This window comes from Pseudomonas costantinii (assembly GCF_001870435.1).
GTDB lineage: Bacteria > Pseudomonadota > Gammaproteobacteria > Pseudomonadales > Pseudomonadaceae > Aquipseudomonas > Aquipseudomonas costantinii.
The window spans coordinates 264,245-281,837 of record NZ_MDDR01000034.1; the positions used below are offsets into that span (position 1 = coordinate 264,245).

17 protein-coding genes are annotated in these 17,593 nt (G+C 60.7%); 10 read left to right on the forward strand and 7 right to left on the reverse strand.

Annotated elements, in window-relative coordinates; all coding sequences use genetic code 11:
- Positions 1-3: 3 nt before the first annotated feature.
- From ftsX to ftsY, 3 genes are read right to left on the reverse strand one after another with little or no spacing between them, the layout of a single operon-like run.
- Positions 4-1,026, reverse strand: a complete 1,023-nt coding sequence (gene ftsX / locus BFL40_RS16660; protein WP_071485021.1) for a permease-like cell division protein FtsX — start codon at positions 1,024-1,026, stop codon at positions 4-6.
- Complete coding sequence (gene ftsE / locus BFL40_RS16665; protein ID WP_003213784.1) at positions 1,023-1,694, reverse strand: cell division ATP-binding protein FtsE; 672 nt, start codon at positions 1,692-1,694, stop codon at positions 1,023-1,025. Before ftsE ends, ftsX begins: the two co-directional genes overlap by 4 nt.
- Positions 1,691-3,112: a signal recognition particle-docking protein FtsY gene (ftsY, locus tag BFL40_RS16670; protein WP_071485022.1), complete on the reverse strand. Its 1,422-nt coding sequence runs from the start codon at positions 3,110-3,112 to the stop codon at positions 1,691-1,693. Before ftsY ends, ftsE begins: the two co-directional genes overlap by 4 nt.
- Positions 3,113-3,450: 338 nt before the next feature.
- Between ftsY and BFL40_RS16675 the strand changes: the two genes are divergently transcribed.
- From BFL40_RS16675 to BFL40_RS16690, 4 genes are read left to right on the forward strand one after another with little or no spacing between them, the layout of a single operon-like run.
- A complete protein-coding gene (locus tag BFL40_RS16675; RefSeq protein WP_071485023.1) occupies positions 3,451-4,806 on the forward strand; it encodes a M16 family metallopeptidase in 1,356 nt (451 codons plus the stop codon).
- Entirely contained in the window at positions 4,799-6,289 is a 1,491-nt protein-coding gene (locus BFL40_RS16680) for a M16 family metallopeptidase (protein ID WP_071485024.1), read from the forward strand. The genes BFL40_RS16675 and BFL40_RS16680 overlap by 8 nt, the downstream gene beginning before the upstream one ends.
- Entirely contained in the window at positions 6,289-6,900 is a 612-nt protein-coding gene (gene rsmD, locus BFL40_RS16685; protein ID WP_071485025.1) for a 16S rRNA (guanine(966)-N(2))-methyltransferase RsmD, read from the forward strand. The genes BFL40_RS16680 and rsmD overlap by 1 nt, the downstream gene beginning before the upstream one ends.
- A 26-nt stretch (positions 6,901-6,926) precedes the next feature.
- Positions 6,927-7,922, forward strand: coding sequence for a hydrolase (locus BFL40_RS16690; protein ID WP_071485349.1), 996 nt, complete (start codon positions 6,927-6,929; stop codon positions 7,920-7,922).
- 57 nt (positions 7,923-7,979) lie between these two features.
- On the opposite strand, the gene BFL40_RS16695 is transcribed toward BFL40_RS16690, so the two are convergent.
- The gene (locus BFL40_RS16695) at positions 7,980-8,834 is read right to left on the reverse strand and encodes a sulfurtransferase (RefSeq protein ID WP_071485026.1); all 855 of its coding nucleotides are present in this window, start codon (positions 8,832-8,834) and stop codon (positions 7,980-7,982) included.
- Between the two features lie 33 nt (positions 8,835-8,867).
- Positions 8,868-9,539, reverse strand: coding sequence for a TetR/AcrR family transcriptional regulator (locus BFL40_RS16700; protein ID WP_071485027.1), 672 nt, complete (start codon positions 9,537-9,539; stop codon positions 8,868-8,870).
- Between the two features lie 147 nt (positions 9,540-9,686).
- Between BFL40_RS16700 and BFL40_RS16705 the strand changes: the two genes are divergently transcribed.
- From BFL40_RS16705 to BFL40_RS16725, 5 genes are all read left to right on the forward strand, one after another.
- The gene (locus BFL40_RS16705; RefSeq protein ID WP_071485028.1) at positions 9,687-11,114 is read left to right on the forward strand and encodes a coniferyl aldehyde dehydrogenase; all 1,428 of its coding nucleotides are present in this window, start codon (positions 9,687-9,689) and stop codon (positions 11,112-11,114) included.
- Between the two features lie 28 nt (positions 11,115-11,142).
- Positions 11,143-11,688, forward strand: coding sequence for a twin-arginine translocation pathway signal protein (locus tag BFL40_RS16710; RefSeq protein ID WP_071485029.1), 546 nt, complete (start codon positions 11,143-11,145; stop codon positions 11,686-11,688).
- A gap of 85 nt (positions 11,689-11,773) precedes the next feature.
- Positions 11,774-13,369: a GMC family oxidoreductase gene (locus BFL40_RS16715; protein ID WP_071485030.1), complete on the forward strand. Its 1,596-nt coding sequence runs from the start codon at positions 11,774-11,776 to the stop codon at positions 13,367-13,369.
- 113 nt (positions 13,370-13,482) lie between these two features.
- Positions 13,483-13,962, forward strand: coding sequence for a pantetheine-phosphate adenylyltransferase (gene coaD / locus BFL40_RS16720; RefSeq protein WP_003176711.1), 480 nt, complete (start codon positions 13,483-13,485; stop codon positions 13,960-13,962).
- A gap of 102 nt (positions 13,963-14,064) precedes the next feature.
- Positions 14,065-14,316 (forward strand): YfhL family 4Fe-4S dicluster ferredoxin, encoded by a 252-nt coding sequence (locus BFL40_RS16725; RefSeq protein WP_008364838.1) that lies wholly within the window; start codon positions 14,065-14,067, stop codon positions 14,314-14,316.
- A gap of 133 nt (positions 14,317-14,449) precedes the next feature.
- On the opposite strand, the gene mutM is transcribed toward BFL40_RS16725, so the two are convergent.
- Positions 14,450-15,262, reverse strand: a complete 813-nt coding sequence (gene mutM, locus BFL40_RS16730; RefSeq protein WP_071485031.1) for a bifunctional DNA-formamidopyrimidine glycosylase/DNA-(apurinic or apyrimidinic site) lyase — start codon at positions 15,260-15,262, stop codon at positions 14,450-14,452.
- Between the two features lie 21 nt (positions 15,263-15,283).
- Positions 15,284-16,096: an HDOD domain-containing protein gene (locus BFL40_RS16735; RefSeq protein ID WP_174555601.1), complete on the reverse strand. Its 813-nt coding sequence runs from the start codon at positions 16,094-16,096 to the stop codon at positions 15,284-15,286.
- Positions 16,097-16,390: 294 nt separating this feature from the next.
- On the opposite strand from BFL40_RS16735, the gene BFL40_RS16740 reads away from it, so the two are divergent.
- Positions 16,391-17,587 carry a class I SAM-dependent rRNA methyltransferase gene (locus tag BFL40_RS16740; protein ID WP_071485033.1) on the forward strand — a complete coding sequence of 399 codons (1,197 nt, stop codon included), beginning with the start codon at positions 16,391-16,393 and terminating at the stop codon, positions 17,585-17,587.
- Positions 17,588-17,593 lie beyond the last annotated feature (6 nt).

Below are 17,593 nucleotides of genomic sequence, written 5' to 3' on the forward strand. Positions count from 1 at the left end.
TAACTACTTCGGCGCCAGCTCACGTAAATGCCGTGCGACCGCAATCCAAGCCCCGATATACCCCAACAACACCGCGCCAAGCAAGAGGCTCAGACCATCGGCGACCGGGACACCGGCCAGGGCGAAATCACTGCCGTACAAACCGGCGAGCCCTATCACCGCGTCGTTCAGCCAGTCCAGGCCAAATGCCAGCACGCCCCAGGACAAAATCCCGGCACCAAAGCCATAAAGCGCGCCCATGTACAGAAAAGGACGACGCACATAGCTGTCCGTGCCGCCGACCAGTTTAATCACTTCTATCTCGGTGCGACGGTTTTCAATATGAAGACGAATGGTATTACCTATCACCAAAAGTAATGCAGACACCAACAACACCGTCAGGCCGAACACGAAGCGATCACCCAATTTGAGGATTGCCGCCAGACGCTCGACCCAGACTAGATCAAGTTGCGCCTGTTGCACCTTGGGCATCTCTGCGAGTTTTTGTCGCAGGGCCTCAAGCGCTGGCTTGTCGACTTCATTCGGGGTTACCAACACCACACCCGGCAGCGGGTTCTGCGGCAGCTCTTTAAGCGCCTCGCCCAAGCCGGACTGCTGCTGGAACTCCTCAAGGGCCTGATCGCGGCTGATGTACTCGGCATCCGCTACGCCCGGCAGGTTCTTGATGTCATCGCGCAAAGACTCACCGTCTTTGGCGCTGGCATCAATGTTCAAATACAGGGAAATCTGCGCCGCACGCTGCCAGGAACCACCCAGGCGCTCCACATTATTAAGCAGCAACGACAAACCCATCGGCAGGCTCAGGGCCACGGCCATCACCAAGCAGGTGAAAAAGCTGCCGATCGGCTGTTTGCCCAGGCGACGCAGACTGTCGACCAGGCTGGCGCGATGGCTTTCGACCCAGGCGCGCAGCAGCGTGCCGAAGTCCGGGCCGTCATCTTCGTCGCGTTTTTTCTTCTGCGGTTGCGGATCTGCCGGTTTCGGCGCCACGCGCTCGGAAACCTTGGGGCTACGTGTTGCACTCATACCCCAGCCTCCCCGTCACCGATCAGGCGGCCGCGTTGCAGGGTCAGCATGCGGTGGCGCATACGGGCGATCAGCGCCAGGTCGTGACTGGCGATCAAGACGCTGGTACCCAGGCGGTTGATATCTTCGAATACACCCATGATCTCGGCCGCCAGGCGCGGGTCGAGGTTACCGGTGGGTTCGTCCGCCAGCAGCAAGGCCGGGCGGTGGACAATGGCGCGGGCGATGCCGACGCGCTGTTGCTGGCCGGTAGACAAGTCGCCGGGGTAAAGGTCGGTCTTGTCCGAGAGCGCCACGCGCTCCAGGGCCGAATCCACACGCTTGACGATCTCGGCCTTGGACAGCCCGAGAATCTGCAACGGCAAGGCGATGTTGTTGAATACCGTGCGATCGAACAGCAACTGGTGATTCTGGAACACCACGCCGATCTGGCGGCGCAGGAACGGAATCTGCGCATTGCTGATGGTTGCCAAGTCCTGGCCCGCCAGCAGCAGCTTGCCGGTAGTCGGGCGCTCCATGGCCAGCAGCAGACGCAACAGCGTACTTTTGCCGGCACCCGAGTGGCCGGTTACAAACAAAAATTCGCCGCGACGCACTCGAAAGCTCAGCTCATGCAAGCCGACATGCCCGTTGGCGTAGCGTTTACCGACCTGTTCGAATCGAATCATGAACGCTCCCGCTCGGCAAAAAGTGCCTGTACAAAGGGTTCGGCTTCAAAGGTGCGCAGGTCGTCGATACCTTCACCGACGCCGATATAACGAATCGGCAACCCGAACTGTTTGGCCAGGGCGAAAATCACGCCGCCCTTGGCCGTGCCGTCGAGCTTAGTCAAAGCCAAGCCAGTCAGTTGGACCGTCTGATTGAATTGCTTGGCTTGGCTGATTGCGTTCTGGCCGGTGCCGGCATCCAGCACCAGCAATACTTCGTGCGGGGCGTCGGCGTCGAGCTTGCCGATCACGCGGCGCACTTTCTTCAGCTCTTCCATCAAATTGTCTTTGGTGTGCAAGCGACCGGCGGTATCAGCGATCAGCACGTCAATGTTGCGTGCCTTGGCGGCTTGCACGGCGTCGAAGATCACCGAAGCGGAGTCGGCACCGGTGTGCTGGGCGATCACCGGGATCTTGTTGCGCTCACCCCAGACTTGCAGTTGCTCTACGGCGGCAGCGCGGAAGGTGTCGCCGGCGGCGAGCATGACTTTCTTGCCTTCCAACTGAAGTTTCTTGGCCAGTTTGCCGATGGTGGTGGTTTTGCCTGCACCGTTGACGCCAACTACCAGGATCACGAACGGCTTGTTCGGGGTGATCACCAGCGGAGCTTCCACCGGTTTGAGCATTGCAGCCAACTCGGCCTGCAGGGATTTGTAGAGCGCGTCGGCGTCGGTCAGCTGCTTGCGCGCGACCTTCTGGGTCAGGCTCTGGATAATCACAGCGGTGGCTTCGACGCCCACGTCTGCGGTCAACAGGCGGGTTTCGATGTCTTCCAACAGTTCGTCATCGATGACCTTCTTGCCCAGGAACAGGCTGGCCATGCCTTCGCCGATGCTGGCGCTGGTTTTGCTCAGGCCTTGCTTGAGACGGGCGAAGAAGCCGGTTTTGCTCGCTTCAGTGGGCGCGGCGACGGGCTCTGGTTCGACGGACGGCTCGATAACAGCGGGAGCGGCAGCAACGACAACAGGTGCTGGTGCTGGCTCTACAGCGACAGGCGCAGGCATCTCAACCGCAACGGCCACCGGTTCAACCACGACCGGAATCGGCGGCGTCACATGCTCAGCCTGCACATCCTCAACCAATGCTACAGGCTCTTCGGGCACCGGCAGTTCCGGCCACGGCTTGTGCTCAGCCGTGGGCGCAGGCTCTGGTTCAACCTCTGCGACCGGCTGCAATACCGGCTCAGCCATCGGCAACACGACCGGCGCCGGGGTTTGCGCAACCGGTTCGGCTTCCAATACAGGCTCAGGGATAGGCTCAGGCTGAACCTGCGGCTGTTCGACGACGGTTTCCTGCGGCTTTTTGCGCAGCCATCCGAACAGGCCTTTTTTCTCGCCAGCCGCAGCTGGGTTCTTCTTGTCGTCGTTGGAACCAAACATGGAGGACGGCTATCTCAAAGTAGCGATGCGCCAGGGCGCCTCGGTAAATAAATTCGATGCAGAACAGACTGCTTTAACGCTCGCTTGTTCATGCGCAACATTTTGTAAGGCGTAAATAAAGGCCTTAACGAATCGTTTCAATAAAGGACTGAAGCAATAAAATCGGCGAAAAGTGGAAGATCGTCGGGGAAACCCACCCTCTACTCCAACATTCCTACGACTGGATCCAGGACAAGACGACGACCGCAGTGGCCGTCCCTAAATCGGATCAGTATCCTAGCACCTCCTCGCCCGCCGACGCTAAGACCAAGCGGGCAGCTCAACAGGTTTAAAAACGAATGAATGCTCTAGCCCGCTGCGCCGCAGGCCTGCTGCTCAGCACAGTTTGTCTGCCCCTTTCAGCCTTGGCTGCCGACCCACAACCCACCCATGAATTCACCCTGGATAACGGCCTTAAAGTGGTCGTGCGCGAAGATCATCGCGCGCCAGTGGTGGTCTCCCAGGTCTGGTACAAGGTCGGGTCAAGCTACGAAACGCCGGGCCAGACTGGTTTGTCCCACGCCCTGGAACACATGATGTTCAAGGGCAGCGCCAAGGTCGGCCCAGGCGAAGCCTCGCTGATCCTGCGCGACCTGGGCGCCGAAGAAAACGCGTTCACCAGTGACGACTACACCGCTTATTACCAGGTGCTGGCCCGTGATCGCCTGGGTGTCGCCTTCGAACTCGAGGCAGACCGCATGGCCAGCCTGCGCCTGCCGGCCGACGAGTTCAGCCGCGAAATCGAGGTCATCAAGGAAGAACGCCGCCTGCGCACCGACGACAACCCAATGTCCAAGGCCTACGAGCGCTTCAAAGCCATGGCCTACCCGGCCAGCGGCTACCACACGCCGACCATCGGCTGGATGGCCGACCTCGAGCGCATGAAAGTCGAAGAACTGCGCCACTGGTACCAATCCTGGTACGTGCCGAACAACGCCACCCTGGTGGTGGTCGGCGACGTGACTCCGGACGAGGTGAAGAACCTCGCCCAGCGTTACTTCGGTCCAATCCCCAAGCGTGACGTACCACCCGCCAAGATCCCGCTGGAACTGGCAGAGCCCGGCGAGCGCTTGCTGACCCTGCATGTAAAAACTCAACTACCGAGCGTGATTCTGGGCTTCAACGTACCGGGCCTGGCCACCGCCGAAGACAAACGCTCGGTGCAAGCCCTGCGCCTGATCTCGGCCTTGCTGGATGGCGGCTACAGCGCGCGCATTTCGGAGCAACTGGAGCGTGGTGAAGAGCTGGTCTCCGCCGCCTCCACCAGCTACGACGCCTATACCCGTGGTGACAGCCTGTTCACATTGAATGCCACGCCGAACCAGCAGAAGAAAAAGACCATTGCCCAAGCCGAAGCCGGCCTGTGGCGTTTGCTGAATGAGCTGAAAGCCAAGCCGCCGACCACCGAAGAACTGGAGCGCATCCGCGCCCAAGTGATTGCCGGTGTGGTCTACCAGCGCGACTCCATCACCAGCCAGGCCACGGCCATCGGCTCGCTGGAAACCGTCGGCCTGTCCTGGAAACTGATGGACACCGAATTGGCCGACCTGCAAAGCGTGACTCCGGAAGATATCCAGAAAGCTGCCCGCACCTATTTCACCCGCGAGCGTCTGAGCGTCGCCCATGTTTTGCCTGAGGAGACCGCTCATGAGTGATCGTAAAAGCAGCCGCCTGATCTTTCCCGGCCTGATCGCCGTCACCCTGATCGCCGCGAGCGCCGTGTACTTCCTGCGTCCGAGCGAGTCCGTTGCCAGCCAAGCGCTGGACAAGGCTGAGTCGAGTAACAAACTGCAGTCCCTGGCGGAGCTGGACGGCAAAGCGCCGACCAACCGCAAGCTTGACGTGCAAACCTGGACCACCGCCGAAGGCGCCAAGGTGCTGTTCGTCGAAGCCCACGAATTGCCGATGTTCGACATGCGCATCCTGTTCGCCGCCGGCAGCAGCCAGGACGGCAACACCCCGGGCCTGGCGCTGATGACCAACGCCATGCTCAATGAGGGTGTGCCGGGCAAGGACGTCAGTCAGATCGCCAGCGGATTTGAAAGCCTGGGCGCCGACTTCGGCAATGGCGCTTACCGCGACATGGCGCTCGTGTCCCTGCGCAGCCTGAGCGACAGCGCTAAGCGCGACGCGGCCTTGGCGCTGTTTGACCAGGTGATCGGCAAGCCGACCTTCCCCGCCGACTCCCTGGCGCGAATCAAAAACCAGATCCTCGCCGGCTTTGAATACCAAAAGCAGAACCCGGCCAAACAAGCCAGCCTTGAGCTGTTCAAGCGCCTGTACGGCGACCACCCTTATGCGCACCCGAGCGAAGGCACCGCTCAGAGCATTCCGGCGATTACCCTCGCACAGTTGCAGGCGTTTCACGCCAAGGCGTATGCAGCGGGTAATGCGGTGATTGCAGTGGTCGGCGACCTCAGCCGTGCCGAGGCTGAAGCCATGACGGCCAAGGTGTCTGCATCGCTGCCCAAAGGCCCGGCACTGGCGAAGATTGCCCAGCCGACTGAGCCAAAGGCCGGCCTGAGCCATATCGAGTTCCCGTCCAAGCAAACGCACCTGCTGTTCGCTCAACTGGGCATCGACCGCGCCGACCCGGATTACGCGGCGTTGTCCCTGGGTAACCAGATCCTCGGTGGCGGTGGCTTCGGCACTCGCTTGATGAGCGAAGTGCGCGAGAAGCGCGGCCTGACCTACGGTGTGTACTCCGGCTTTTCGCCGATGCAGGCGCGCGGCCCGTTCATGATCAACCTGCAAACCCGCGCCGAAATGAGCGACGGCACCTTGCGTCTGGTCCAGGATGTATTGGCCGACTACCTCAAGACCGGCCCGACGCAAAAGGAGCTGGATGATGCCAAGCGCGAGCTGGCCGGCAGCTTCCCACTGTCCACCGCGAGCAACGCCGATATCGTCGGGCAACTGGGCGCCATGGGTTTCTACAACCTGCCGCTGAGCTATCTGGAAGATTTCATGAAACAATCCCAGGCCCTGACCGTAGAACAGGTCAAAGCTGCAATGAATAAACACTTGAGCGCCGACAAGATGGTCATCGTGACCGCCGGCCCGACGATTGCGCAAAAGCCACTACCGCCCCCCACTGATAAACCTGCCGAGCAGCCGCTCGGGGTTCCGGAGCATTAATGGCCAGTTCATTTCGCCCAAAAAAACCTGTCCACAACGTACATAACGGTGTGGGCCAACTGCGCATCATTGGCGGCGAATGGGGCAGCCGCAAGCTGAGCTTCCCCGACGTGGTGGGCCTGCGCCCTACGCCGGATCGCGTGCGTGAAACCTTGTTCAACTGGCTCGCACCGCACATCGGCGGGGCCAAGGTGCTTGATCCGTTTGCCGGCAGCGGCGCGCTGTTCCTGGAAGCACTGTCCCGTGGTGCAGCCATGGGGCAGGCGCTGGATGCCAGCAATGTGGCGGTTTCCAGCCTCAAGGAACACCTGGGCACCTTGCGCTGCACCACCGGCCAGGTACAAACCGCCGACGCACTGCGCTACCTGGAAACCCAACCAGCCAGCGAATACGACGTGGTGTTCCTCGACCCACCGTTCAACCAGAACCTGCTGCCGACCGTGTGCGCCCTGCTGGAAGAGCGCCAATGGCTGGCGCCGGACTCGTGGATCTACACTGAAAGCGAGACTGCGCCGTCTACCCTTGCCCTGCCGGGCACGTGGCGCCTGCACCGGGAACAGAAGTCCGGTCGGGTGTATTACGCGTTGTGGCACCGTTTGGTCGAGAGCTGATTGGCGGCCAGGGCACCGAGAAACTCATGACCCCTTCCGTCGACTTGTTCAAACCCGCTTTCGGCCTCGGCAACCCCCACCTGCAAACGTTGTGGGGGCCGCTGTGGCGTCCCACCACCCATATCGAGCGCCAACGCGAGCGCCTGTGGCTGGAAGACGGTGACTTTCTCGACCTCGACTGGCATGGCCCCCATGACGCGCAAGCGCCGTTGGTGCTGGTGCTGCACGGGTTGACCGGCTCTTCCAACTCGCCCTACGTGGCCGGCCTGCAAAAAGCCCTCGCCACCCGAGGCTGGGCCAGCGCCGCGTTGAATTGGCGTGGTTGCTCAGGCGAGCCAAACCTCCTGGCGCGCAGTTATCACTCGGGTGCCAGCGAAGACTTGGCAGAGGCGATTGCACATCTGCGCGCCAAGCGACCGCTGGCACCGCTGTATGCGGTGGGGTATTCGCTGGGAGGCAATGTGCTGCTCAAGCACCTGGGGGAAACCGGTGGAGCGTCGGGGCTGCAAGGCGCAGCTGCGGTGTCGGTGCCGTTTCGTCTAGATCAATGCGCGGATCGTATCGGGCTGGGGTTCTCGCGGGTGTATCAAAAGCACTTTATGCGCGAGATGTTGGCGTATATCCGCGTCAAACAAAGTCGGTTTTTACAAGATGGTCGGGCTGATGGGCTAAAGACCCTTGAAGACTTGGGCTCACTGGAAAAGATGCGCACATTCTGGGACTTCGATGGGCGGGTGACCGCGCCGCTGCACGGGTTCCTCAGCGCCGAAGACTATTACCGCCGCGCGTCGAGCCGTTACTACCTGGGCGATATCCGCACGCCGACCTTGATTATCCAAGCGGCGGATGACCCGTTCGTGTTCGCTCACAGCCTGCCCGAGGCCAGCGAACTGTCGGATTGCACCGAGTTCGAATTACTGGCCAAGGGCGGGCATGTCGGGTTTGTCGACGGTTCGCTGAAGCGCCCGAGTTACTACCTTGAGCGCCGCATTCCCCAGTGGCTACTGACCCAACACGGTTAATGTGGGAGTTGGCGTGCCAGCTCCCACATTTGATTGGGTTTTCACCTCCGGGATTTTTTAATCGCCGGTAGCGATTTCCCGCGCCGGATCAGTAATCCACTCGCTCCACGACCCCGCATACAACTTACCCAACGGATAACCCGCCAGGCTCAGGGCGAACAGGTTATGGCACGCCGTCACGCCTGAACCGCAATAGGCCACCAGCTCATCCGGCGAGCGGCCTTGCAGTTGGGCAGCAAAGCGTTGCTTGAGCTGGTCGGCCGGGAGGAAGCGGCCATCGCTGCCCAGGTTTTCATTGAACGCGGCACATTGTGCGCCGGGGATATGCCCGGCGATCGGATCGATAGGCTCCACTTCACCGCGAAAGCGTGGCTGAGCGCGGGCATCGATCAACGTCAGGCCCGGCTGGCCCAGACGTTTTTGCAGGTGCTCGGCGTCCAGCAGCAGGCGATTATCCGGCGTACCGGCAAACGTCCCCGGCTCGATCACCGGCGTATCCAGACTCAATGGGAAACCGGCGCTGTGCCAGGCCTTGAGGCCACCGTCCAGAATAAACACACCATCGCGCTTACCCAGCCAAGCCAGCAGCCACCAGGCGCGGGCGGCATAGGCGCCAGGGCCGTCGTCATACAGCACGATGTCGGTGTCGGCGCTGATGCCCCAGGCCCGTAGCTGCCGAACCAAGGCGTCCGCTGTCGGCAACGGGTGACGACCGGTCACACCTTTGATCACCGGACCGCTGAGATGGCGCTCCAAGTCGGCGTATTGCGCGCCTTCGATATGCCCTTCGGCGTAGCTGCAACGCCCGTAATCCGGGTCTTCCAGGGCAAAGCGACAATCAAGGATCACCAGCCCGCCGCGCTGTTGGCGCTCGGCCAGTTGCTGGGGGCTGATCAGTTGGGCAAGCGGCATGACGGACTCCTGTGAACAGATTCGGGAAAGGTCCTACTTCACTTCTTCCAGTGCCTGGTTTAACGGCACGTAAAACTCTTTGAACAGTGCATCCACCGCCTCTTTTGCCTGAGGCGTAACGAACCCCGCCTCCAACACCAACACCTGATACACCCCGCGCTTGATGGCTTCGGCGCTCAAGTGGGCGGAATTTTCATTGGTGGTACACAGGAAGCGCACCCAAGAGGTGAGGATGATCCAGGCGTTCAGGGTTAGAGCTTCAGTTTGCACCGAGTCCATATTGAGGATGCCGGCATCGACAAACCCTTGGTAGATGGCGTTGCCCTGGATCAGGCAGCGCTGGGAAAACCGCCGGTAGCCGGTGGCCAGCTCGGGGTCGCTTTCCAGCAGGTGTTCGAGGTCACGGTGCAGAAAACGGTAGCGCCACATGCCAGCCAGCACAGCCTGCAAGTAGAAGCGTTTGTCTTCGACGGTAACGGCACGGCCCTGGGGTGGGCGCAGGAAAGTGTCCACCAAGGCTTCGTATTCGCGAAACAGCACAGCGATGATCGCCTGCTTGTTAGGGAAGTGGTAGTACAGGTTACCCGGGGAGATTTCCATATGGGCGGCGATGTGGTTGGTGCTGACACTGCGCTCGCCCTGCTGGTTAAAAAGCTCCAGGCTGGTTTGCACAATGCGCTCGCTGGTCTTTACTCGTGGTGCCATAGGGGATCAGCTTCTGTACACGTGATGGGGCATCTTACGGCCTATCCTTGCCAGGATAAATCCGCATGTTGCTGCAATGTTATTTGACAATTTAGAGCAACAGCTCTAATAAATGAACCATTCAAATAACAATCGGGAACATGCGCCATGTCTGCCAACGTTGCCTACCTGCAAGATTCCCAGGCGCTGGATCAACTTCAGGACCTGTTCGACGCTCAACGCCGCGCCTATGCGGCCAACCCAATGCCGCCTGCCGCGCAACGCCAGCAATGGCTCAAGGCCCTACGCGACGTGCTCAGCGACGAACGCCAGGCGTTGATCAATGCGATCAGCCAGGACTTCAGCCACCGCAGTGCAGACGAAACCCTGTTCGCCGAACTGATGCCCAGCCTGCATGGCATTCACTACGCCAGCAAACACCTCAAGGGCTGGATGAAACCGTCCCGCCGTGCTGTAGGCATCGCCTTTCAACCTGCATCGGCCAAAGTCATCTATCAACCGCTGGGGGTTGTCGGGGTGATCGTGCCTTGGAACTACCCCCTGTATTTGGCCATCGGCCCACTGGTCGGCGCGCTGGCAGCGGGCAACCGGGTGATGCTCAAACTCAGTGAATCCACACCCGCCACCGGCGAACTGCTCAAGGCATTGCTGGCGAAGATCTTCCCCGAAGACTTGGTGTGCGTGGTGCTGGGCGAGGCGGAAGTGGGCATGGCGTTTTCCAAGTTGCGCTTCGATCACCTGCTGTTTACCGGCGCTACCAGCATCGGCAAGCACGTAATGCGCGCCGCCGCCGAGCACCTGACACCGGTCACCCTGGAATTGGGCGGCAAGTCGCCGGCCATCGTCTCGGCCGACGTACCGCTCAAGGACGCCGCTGAACGCATCGCCTTCGGCAAAGCCCTGAACGCCGGGCAAACCTGCGTGGCGCCAGATTACGTACTGGTGCCTGAGGATCGCGTCGAGGGTTTCGTCGAGGCCTACACCAAAGCGGTTCGCGGGTTTTATCCGACCCTGGCCGACAACCCGGACTACACCGCCATCATCAATGAACGGCAACTGGCCCGGCTCAATGCTTACGTCAAAGACGCCACCGATAAAGGCGCCACCCTGATTCCGCTGTACGACCAGGGCCAGGCGCGGCGTATGGCCCACAGCCTGCTGCTGAATGTCAGCGATGACATGACCGTGATGCAGGACGAGATCTTCGGCCCGGTGCTACCGATCGTGCCTTATCGCGGGCTCGACCAAGCGTTTGCCTACATCAACCAACGCCCTCGCCCCCTGGCCCTGTATTACTTCGGCTACAACAAGGGCGAGCAGAACCGCGTGCTCCACGAAACCCATTCCGGCGGCGTATGCCTGAACGACACGCTGCTGCATGTGGCTCAAGACGATATGCCGTTTGGCGGCATCGGCCCGTCAGGCATGGGGCATTACCACGGCCATGAAGGGTTCCTGACGTTCAGCAAGGCCAAGGGTGTGTTGGTGAAACAGCGCCTGAACGCGGCGAAGCTGATCTACCCGCCTTATGGCAAATCGATCCAGAAGTTGATCCAGAAGTTGTTTATTCGCTGATACCGCCACCCTCGGGACAATAAAAACAATGAACCCCAGCCTGACTGATTCACCCGCGCTGTCGCGGCGCGGCGTCTTGAAAATCGGCCTGTGCGCCAGCGCCTTCCTGGCCACCGCCGGGCTGGGCGCCAGCCTCAGCGGATGCTCCAGCAGCACACCGGCCAGTGGCTTTGCCATGCTACGCAGCAGTGACTTGCCGTTCTTGCGCGCGGTGATCCCCGTATTGCTGGAAGGCGCAGCCAGCGCCCAGGAAGTGGCCGCGGGCATTGAAGACACCCTGAAAAAACTCGACTACAGCCTGCAACACCTGTCGCCGGAGATGTTCAAGCTCACCCAGCAACTGTTCGACGTATTGGGCATGAGCATCACCCGTGGCCCGTTGACCGGTATCTGGGGCAGTTGGGAAAACGCCAGCAGCGAACAGATCCGCAACTTCCTGCATCGATGGGAAAACAGCTACCTCAACCTGCTGCGCATGGGCCAGGGCTCGCTGCTTAAGCTGGTGATCATGGCCTGGTACTTCCGGCCCGCGTCCTGGGTGCATTGCGGTTATCCCGGCCCGCCCAAAATCTAGCCCTGATAACCCGATCAAATCTGGGAACTGGCTTGCCTGCTCCCACATTGGCTGCAACCTCGTACAAAAATAAGAGAGCAACCCCATGCCCGTACCCGATCTGTTCCGCGACGGCCTGGCCCGTGGCTGGAAAACCCACAATGGCGCAGCCTTAGACAGCGACCTGACCCTGGAAGCCGACGTGGCAATCATCGGCAGCGGCGCCGGGGGCGGCACCACCGCCGAGATTCTCAGCGCCGCCGGCTACAAGGTATTGCTGATTGAAGAAGGCCCGCTCAAGACCAGCAGCGACTTCAAACTGCTGGAGGATGAGGCCTACGCCAGCCTGTACCAGGAAGGTATCGGCCGCATGAGCAAGGACGGCGCGATCACCATCCTGCAGGGCCGGGCGGTGGGCGGCACCACCTTGATCAACTGGACCTCCAGCTTCCGCACCCCGGATGCCACCCTCACCCACTGGGCCAGCGAGTACGCAGTAAAAGGCCACAGCAGCGTCGAAATGGCGCCGTGGTTCGAGAAAATGGAACAGCGCCTGGGCATCGCACCCTGGGCCATGCCACCGAATGCCAACAACGATGTGATCCGCAAAGGCTGCGAAAAGCTCGGTTACAGCTGGCATGTGATCCCGCGCAATGTACGCGGTTGCTTCAACCTGGGTTATTGCGGCATGGGGTGCCCGGTCAACGCCAAGCAGTCGATGCTGGTGACCACCATTCCGTCTACCCTGGAGAAAGGCGGCGAGCTGTTGTACCTGGCCCGCGCCGAACACCTCAAATACAGCGGCGACACCATCAGCAGCCTGGAATGCGTGGCGATGGACGAACGCTGCGTGGCGCCTACCGGGCGCAAGATCACGGTCAAGGCCAAGCATTACGTGCTGTCCGGCGGCGGGATCAACAGCCCGGCGCTGCTGATGCGCTCAGACGCGCCCGACCCACACTCGCGGCTCGGCAAACGCACATTTCTGCACCTGGTGAACTTCTCCGCCGGGCTGTTCGACGAGGTGATCAACCCGTTCTACGGTGCGCCGCAGTCGATCTATTCCGACCACTTCCAATGGCAGGATGGCACCACCGGCAAAATGTCTTACAAGCTTGAGGCCCCGCCCTTACACCCAGGATTGGCCAGCACCCTGTTCGGCGGCTACGGCGCGCAGAACGCGCTGGAGATGAGCCAATTGCCGCATACCCACGCCATGCTCGCGCTGCTGCGCGACGGTTTCCACCCAGACAGCCCGGGTGGCACTGTGGAGTTGCGCGGAGACGGCACGCCAGTCCTCGACTATCAGGTTTCGCCCTACGCCTGGGACGGCCTGCGCCGGGCATTCCATACCATGGCCGAGATTCAACTCGCGGCGGGCGCCAAGTCGGTCAAGCCGCTGCATCACGATGCGCGTTACGTGACCACCCTGGCCGAGGCACGCAGCATGATCGACGGCCTGAGCCTGGAATTGCACCGAACCACGCTGGGCAGTGCCCATGTGATGGGTGGTTGTGCAATGGGCGAAGACCCGAAAAACGCCGTGGCCGACAGCCTCGGCCGGCATCACCAACTGCGTAACTTGTCGATCCACGATGGCTCGTTATTCCCCACCAGCATTGGGGCTAACCCGCAATTGTCGGTGTACGGGCTGACCGCGCAACTGGCGACAGCCTTGGCCGAACGTCTGAAAACAGCGTGAAAAACACGCCATTCGTGCTGTCTATAGTGCTTTCTTCTGCATAAGTTGACTTGGCCGACCGGGATGGCTGCGATACCATCCGGTTCCCCAACGGACTCCGCCAGGACGACGCGATGAACCGAGTGTTGTACCCAGGTACCTTCGACCCGATTACCAAAGGCCATGGCGATCTGGTCGAACGCGCCTCGCGCTTGTTCGACCATGTGATCATCGCGGTCGCGGCCAGCCCCAAGAAAAACCCGCTGTTTCCTCTGGAACAGCGCGTGGAGCTAGCACGCGAGGTCACCAAGCACCTGCCTAACGTGGAAGTGGTGGGCTTTTCGACGCTGTTGGCGCACTTCGCCAAAGAGCAGAACGCCAATGTGTTCCTGCGTGGCCTGCGCGCGGTGTCGGACTTCGAATATGAATTCCAACTGGCCAACATGAACCGCCAACTGGCGCCGGACGTGGAAAGCCTGTTCCTCACGCCGTCGGAACGTTATTCGTTCATTTCCTCGACATTAGTCCGCGAAATCGCCGCTTTGGGCGGGGATATCACCAAGTTTGTGCACCCGGCTGTGGCGGATGCACTGACGCTGCGCTTCAAGAAGTAAGACCGCTCAATCGGCGCCTGCTCGCACTGCGGGCGCCAATGCGGCACAATTGCGCGCATTAGTTTTCAGATGCCTTGGCTGACTGCCCTGGCAGGAGTTTCCATGTCCCTGATCATCACCGACGATTGCATCAACTGCGACGTCTGCGAACCCGAGTGCCCGAACGCCGCGATTTCCCAAGGCGAAGAGATCTACGTGATCGACCCCAACCTGTGCACCCAGTGTGTCGGCCACTACGACGAACCCCAGTGCCAGCAGGTGTGCCCGGTAGATTGCATTCCGTTGGATGAAGCCCATCCGGAATCGGAAGAGCAGTTGATGGAGAAGTACCGGAAGATTACCGGTAAAGCTTGAAGCTTTGTGGTGGCTGGTTGGGCCTCATCGCAGGCAAGCCAGCTCCCACATTGGATGGCATTCTCATGTTGGAACTCGGTCAACTGTGGGAGCTGGCTTGCCTGCAATGGCGATATCAGCCATCACACAGCAATCAGCTCTGGCATTTGGGGCAAAACACACTCGCCCTCTGCCCCAACACCACGTTGCGCAACTCACTCCCGCAGACCTTGCACGCCTCACCGCCCCGGCCATAGACGAACAGTTCCTGCTGGAAATACCCCGGTTGCCCATCGCCGCCAATAAAGTCTCGCAACGTGGTGCCGCCGCGCTCGATGGCCGCTGCGAGAATGCGCTTGATCTCGATCGCCAACTTCAAATAACGCCCACGGGAAATGCCCTTGGCTTCCCGGCGCGGGTCGATTCCCGCCGCAAACAGCGCTTCCGTCGCATAGATGTTGCCAACGCCCACCACCACCGCGTTGTCCATGATGAACGGCTTCACCGCCATCGAACGCCCACGGGACAGCTGGAACAAACGCTCGCCATCAAACAGGTCGGTCAACGGCTCCGGCCCCAGGCGAATCAACAGTTCGTGGTTGTACGGGTCCAGGCTCCAGAGCATTGCACCGAAGCGCCGCGGGTCGGTGTAGCGCAGGGCCAAGCCCGATTCCAACTCTATGTCCACATGTTCATGCTTGGCAGCCGGCAGGCCGACTTCCACCAGTCGCAAGTTTCCCGACATGCCCAAGTGGCTGATCAAGGTGCCCACTTCGGCATTGATCAACAGGTACTTGGCCCGCCGCTCCACCAGTACGATGCGTTGCCCGGACAGGCGCACATCCAGGTCTTCCGGGATCGGCCAGCGCAAGCGCCGTTCACGCACCACCACGCGGCTGACGCGCTGGCCTTCCAAGTGCGGCGCAATCCCGCGCCGGGTGGTTTCGACTTCTGGTAACTCGGGCATGTGTACCTCTTGAATTAAGGGTCAGTGCGCGCCCAGTTCGCGGATCGACAACTTCATGCTTTCAAAGTCGTAGTCCGACAGGCCCACGTAATCCAACACCATGTGGCCAATCGCATCCCACTCATGGTCCACCGCCTGGTTGCCCAGCACCCGGTAGGAAGAGCAGATGTGCTCAGCCATTTTCAGGATTGCCAGCAGGTTTTTAAGCTGCGGGTTACGCGACGACTCATCGCTGAAAATCGCCAGGGCATTGTGGTGGTTGGCGATGGCGTCGGTCACATGCTCCGGCAGGCGCCAGGATTTGGCGGTGTAGTAGCCGACCACGGCATGGTTGGTATTGAACGCCTTGTTCTCGGTATCGACCACACGGCAGTCGGGGCCGGCATTCGCGTAGGCCTCTTCGAGCACCGCCATGTAATTAGGAAAACGCTTGAGCATCAGCGGCACGCCGCAATCGTGGAACAGGCCCAAGGCGTAAGCCTCGTCCACTGCTTGCGAGCCGGTGCGCTTGGCCAGGGTGAGGCAGGTCATGGCCACATCCTGGGCGGTGTCCCAGAAGCGGTTGAGCGTGACGATGGTGTCGTCGCTCATCTCGCCCTTGATCGACTGGGCGTTGATCAAGTTGATGATCGAACGGCTGCCCAGCAGGTTCACCGCACGCTGGATCGAAGCAATCTTGTTGCTCAGGCCGTAATACGGCGAGTTGACGATCTTCAGCAACGCGCCGGACAGGCCCGGGTCCTGGGCAATCAACCGCGCAATCACTTCCAGATCCGGGTCGGGCATGTACTGCTCCATCTGCAAATCCACCATGATTTGCGGTTGAGGCGGCACGCTGATGCCTTGCAGGGCCTGCTGGATTTGTTCGGCGGAAAGCTCTTGGGACATAAGTACTTACTCTGGACTAGGCGCGGATTCTAACCTCTATACGAAACGAACTGACACCTCAAAAGCCGGATTGCAGCCGGACCAAATGTGGGAGCTGGCTTATGTGGGAGCTGGCTTGACTGCAATGGCATCACCGCCGTACGTCAGATACACCGCGCCGCCTGCATCGCAGGCAAGCCAGCTCCCACATGAACCAGTGTGCAACAGGTATACTCCCGCTCTTTTTTCCGGAGCGACGTCATGTCCCTGCCAAGCCTGCGTCTCAAAGCCAACGCCGATCGTCGTTTGCGCAACGGCCACCTGTGGGTCTACAGCAACGAAATCGACGTGGCCGCCACCCCACTTCATGGCTTCCAGGCAGGCGACCAGGCCATCCTGGAAGCGGCCGGCGGCAAGACCCTGGGCATCGTGGCCATGAGCCCGAACAACCTGATCTGCGCACGCCTGCTGTCGCGCGACATCAAGCTGCCTTTGGACAAGTCGCTGCTGGTACACCGCATTAACGTCGCCCTGTCCCTGCGCGACCGCCTGTTCGACAAGCCGTTCTACCGTCTGGTCTACGGCGATTCCGACCTGTTGCCGGGCCTGGTGGTCGACCGTTTCGGCGACATCCTCGTGGTACAGATCGCCTCGGCGACCATGGAAGCCCATAAAGAAGACGTGATCGCCGCCCTGACCCAAGTGCTCAAGCCGAGCGGCATCCTGTTCAAGAACGACTCCGCCGCGCGCGACGCCGAAGGCCTCAACCGCTACGTCGAAACCGTGTTCGGCCTGGTGCCGGAGTGGGTTGCGCTGGAAGAAAACGGCGTGAAGTTCGAAGCGCCAGTCATCCAGGGCCAGAAAACCGGCTGGTTCTACGACCACCGCATGAACCGCGCCCGCCTGGCCCCGTATGCCAAAGGCAAGCGTGTACTCGACCTGTACAGCTACATCGGCGGCTGGGGCGTGCAAGCTGCAGCCTTCGGCGCCAGTGAAGTGTTCTGCGTCGACGCCTCGGCTTTCGCCCTCGACGGCGTCGAGCGCAACGCAGCACTGAACGGCGTTGCCGAGAAAATGACCTGCATCGAAGGCGACGTCTTCGAAGCCCTGAAAGAACTGAAAGCCAGCGAAGAACGTTTCGACGTGATCGTCGCCGACCCACCGGCCTTCATCAAACGCAAAAAAGACATGAAGAACGGCGAAGGCGCCTACCGCCGCCTGAACGAGCAAGCCATGCGCCTGCTCAGCAAGGACGGCATTCTGGTCAGCGCTTCGTGCTCCATGCACTTGCCGGAAGACGACCTGCAAAACATCCTGCTGACCAGCGCCCGTCACCTGGACCGCAATATCCAGATACTGGAACGCGGCGGCCAGGGCCCGGACCACCCGGTGCACCCGGCGATTGCCGAGACCCGTTATATCAAGAGCATTACGTGCCGGTTGTTGCCGAATAGCTGATGGCTC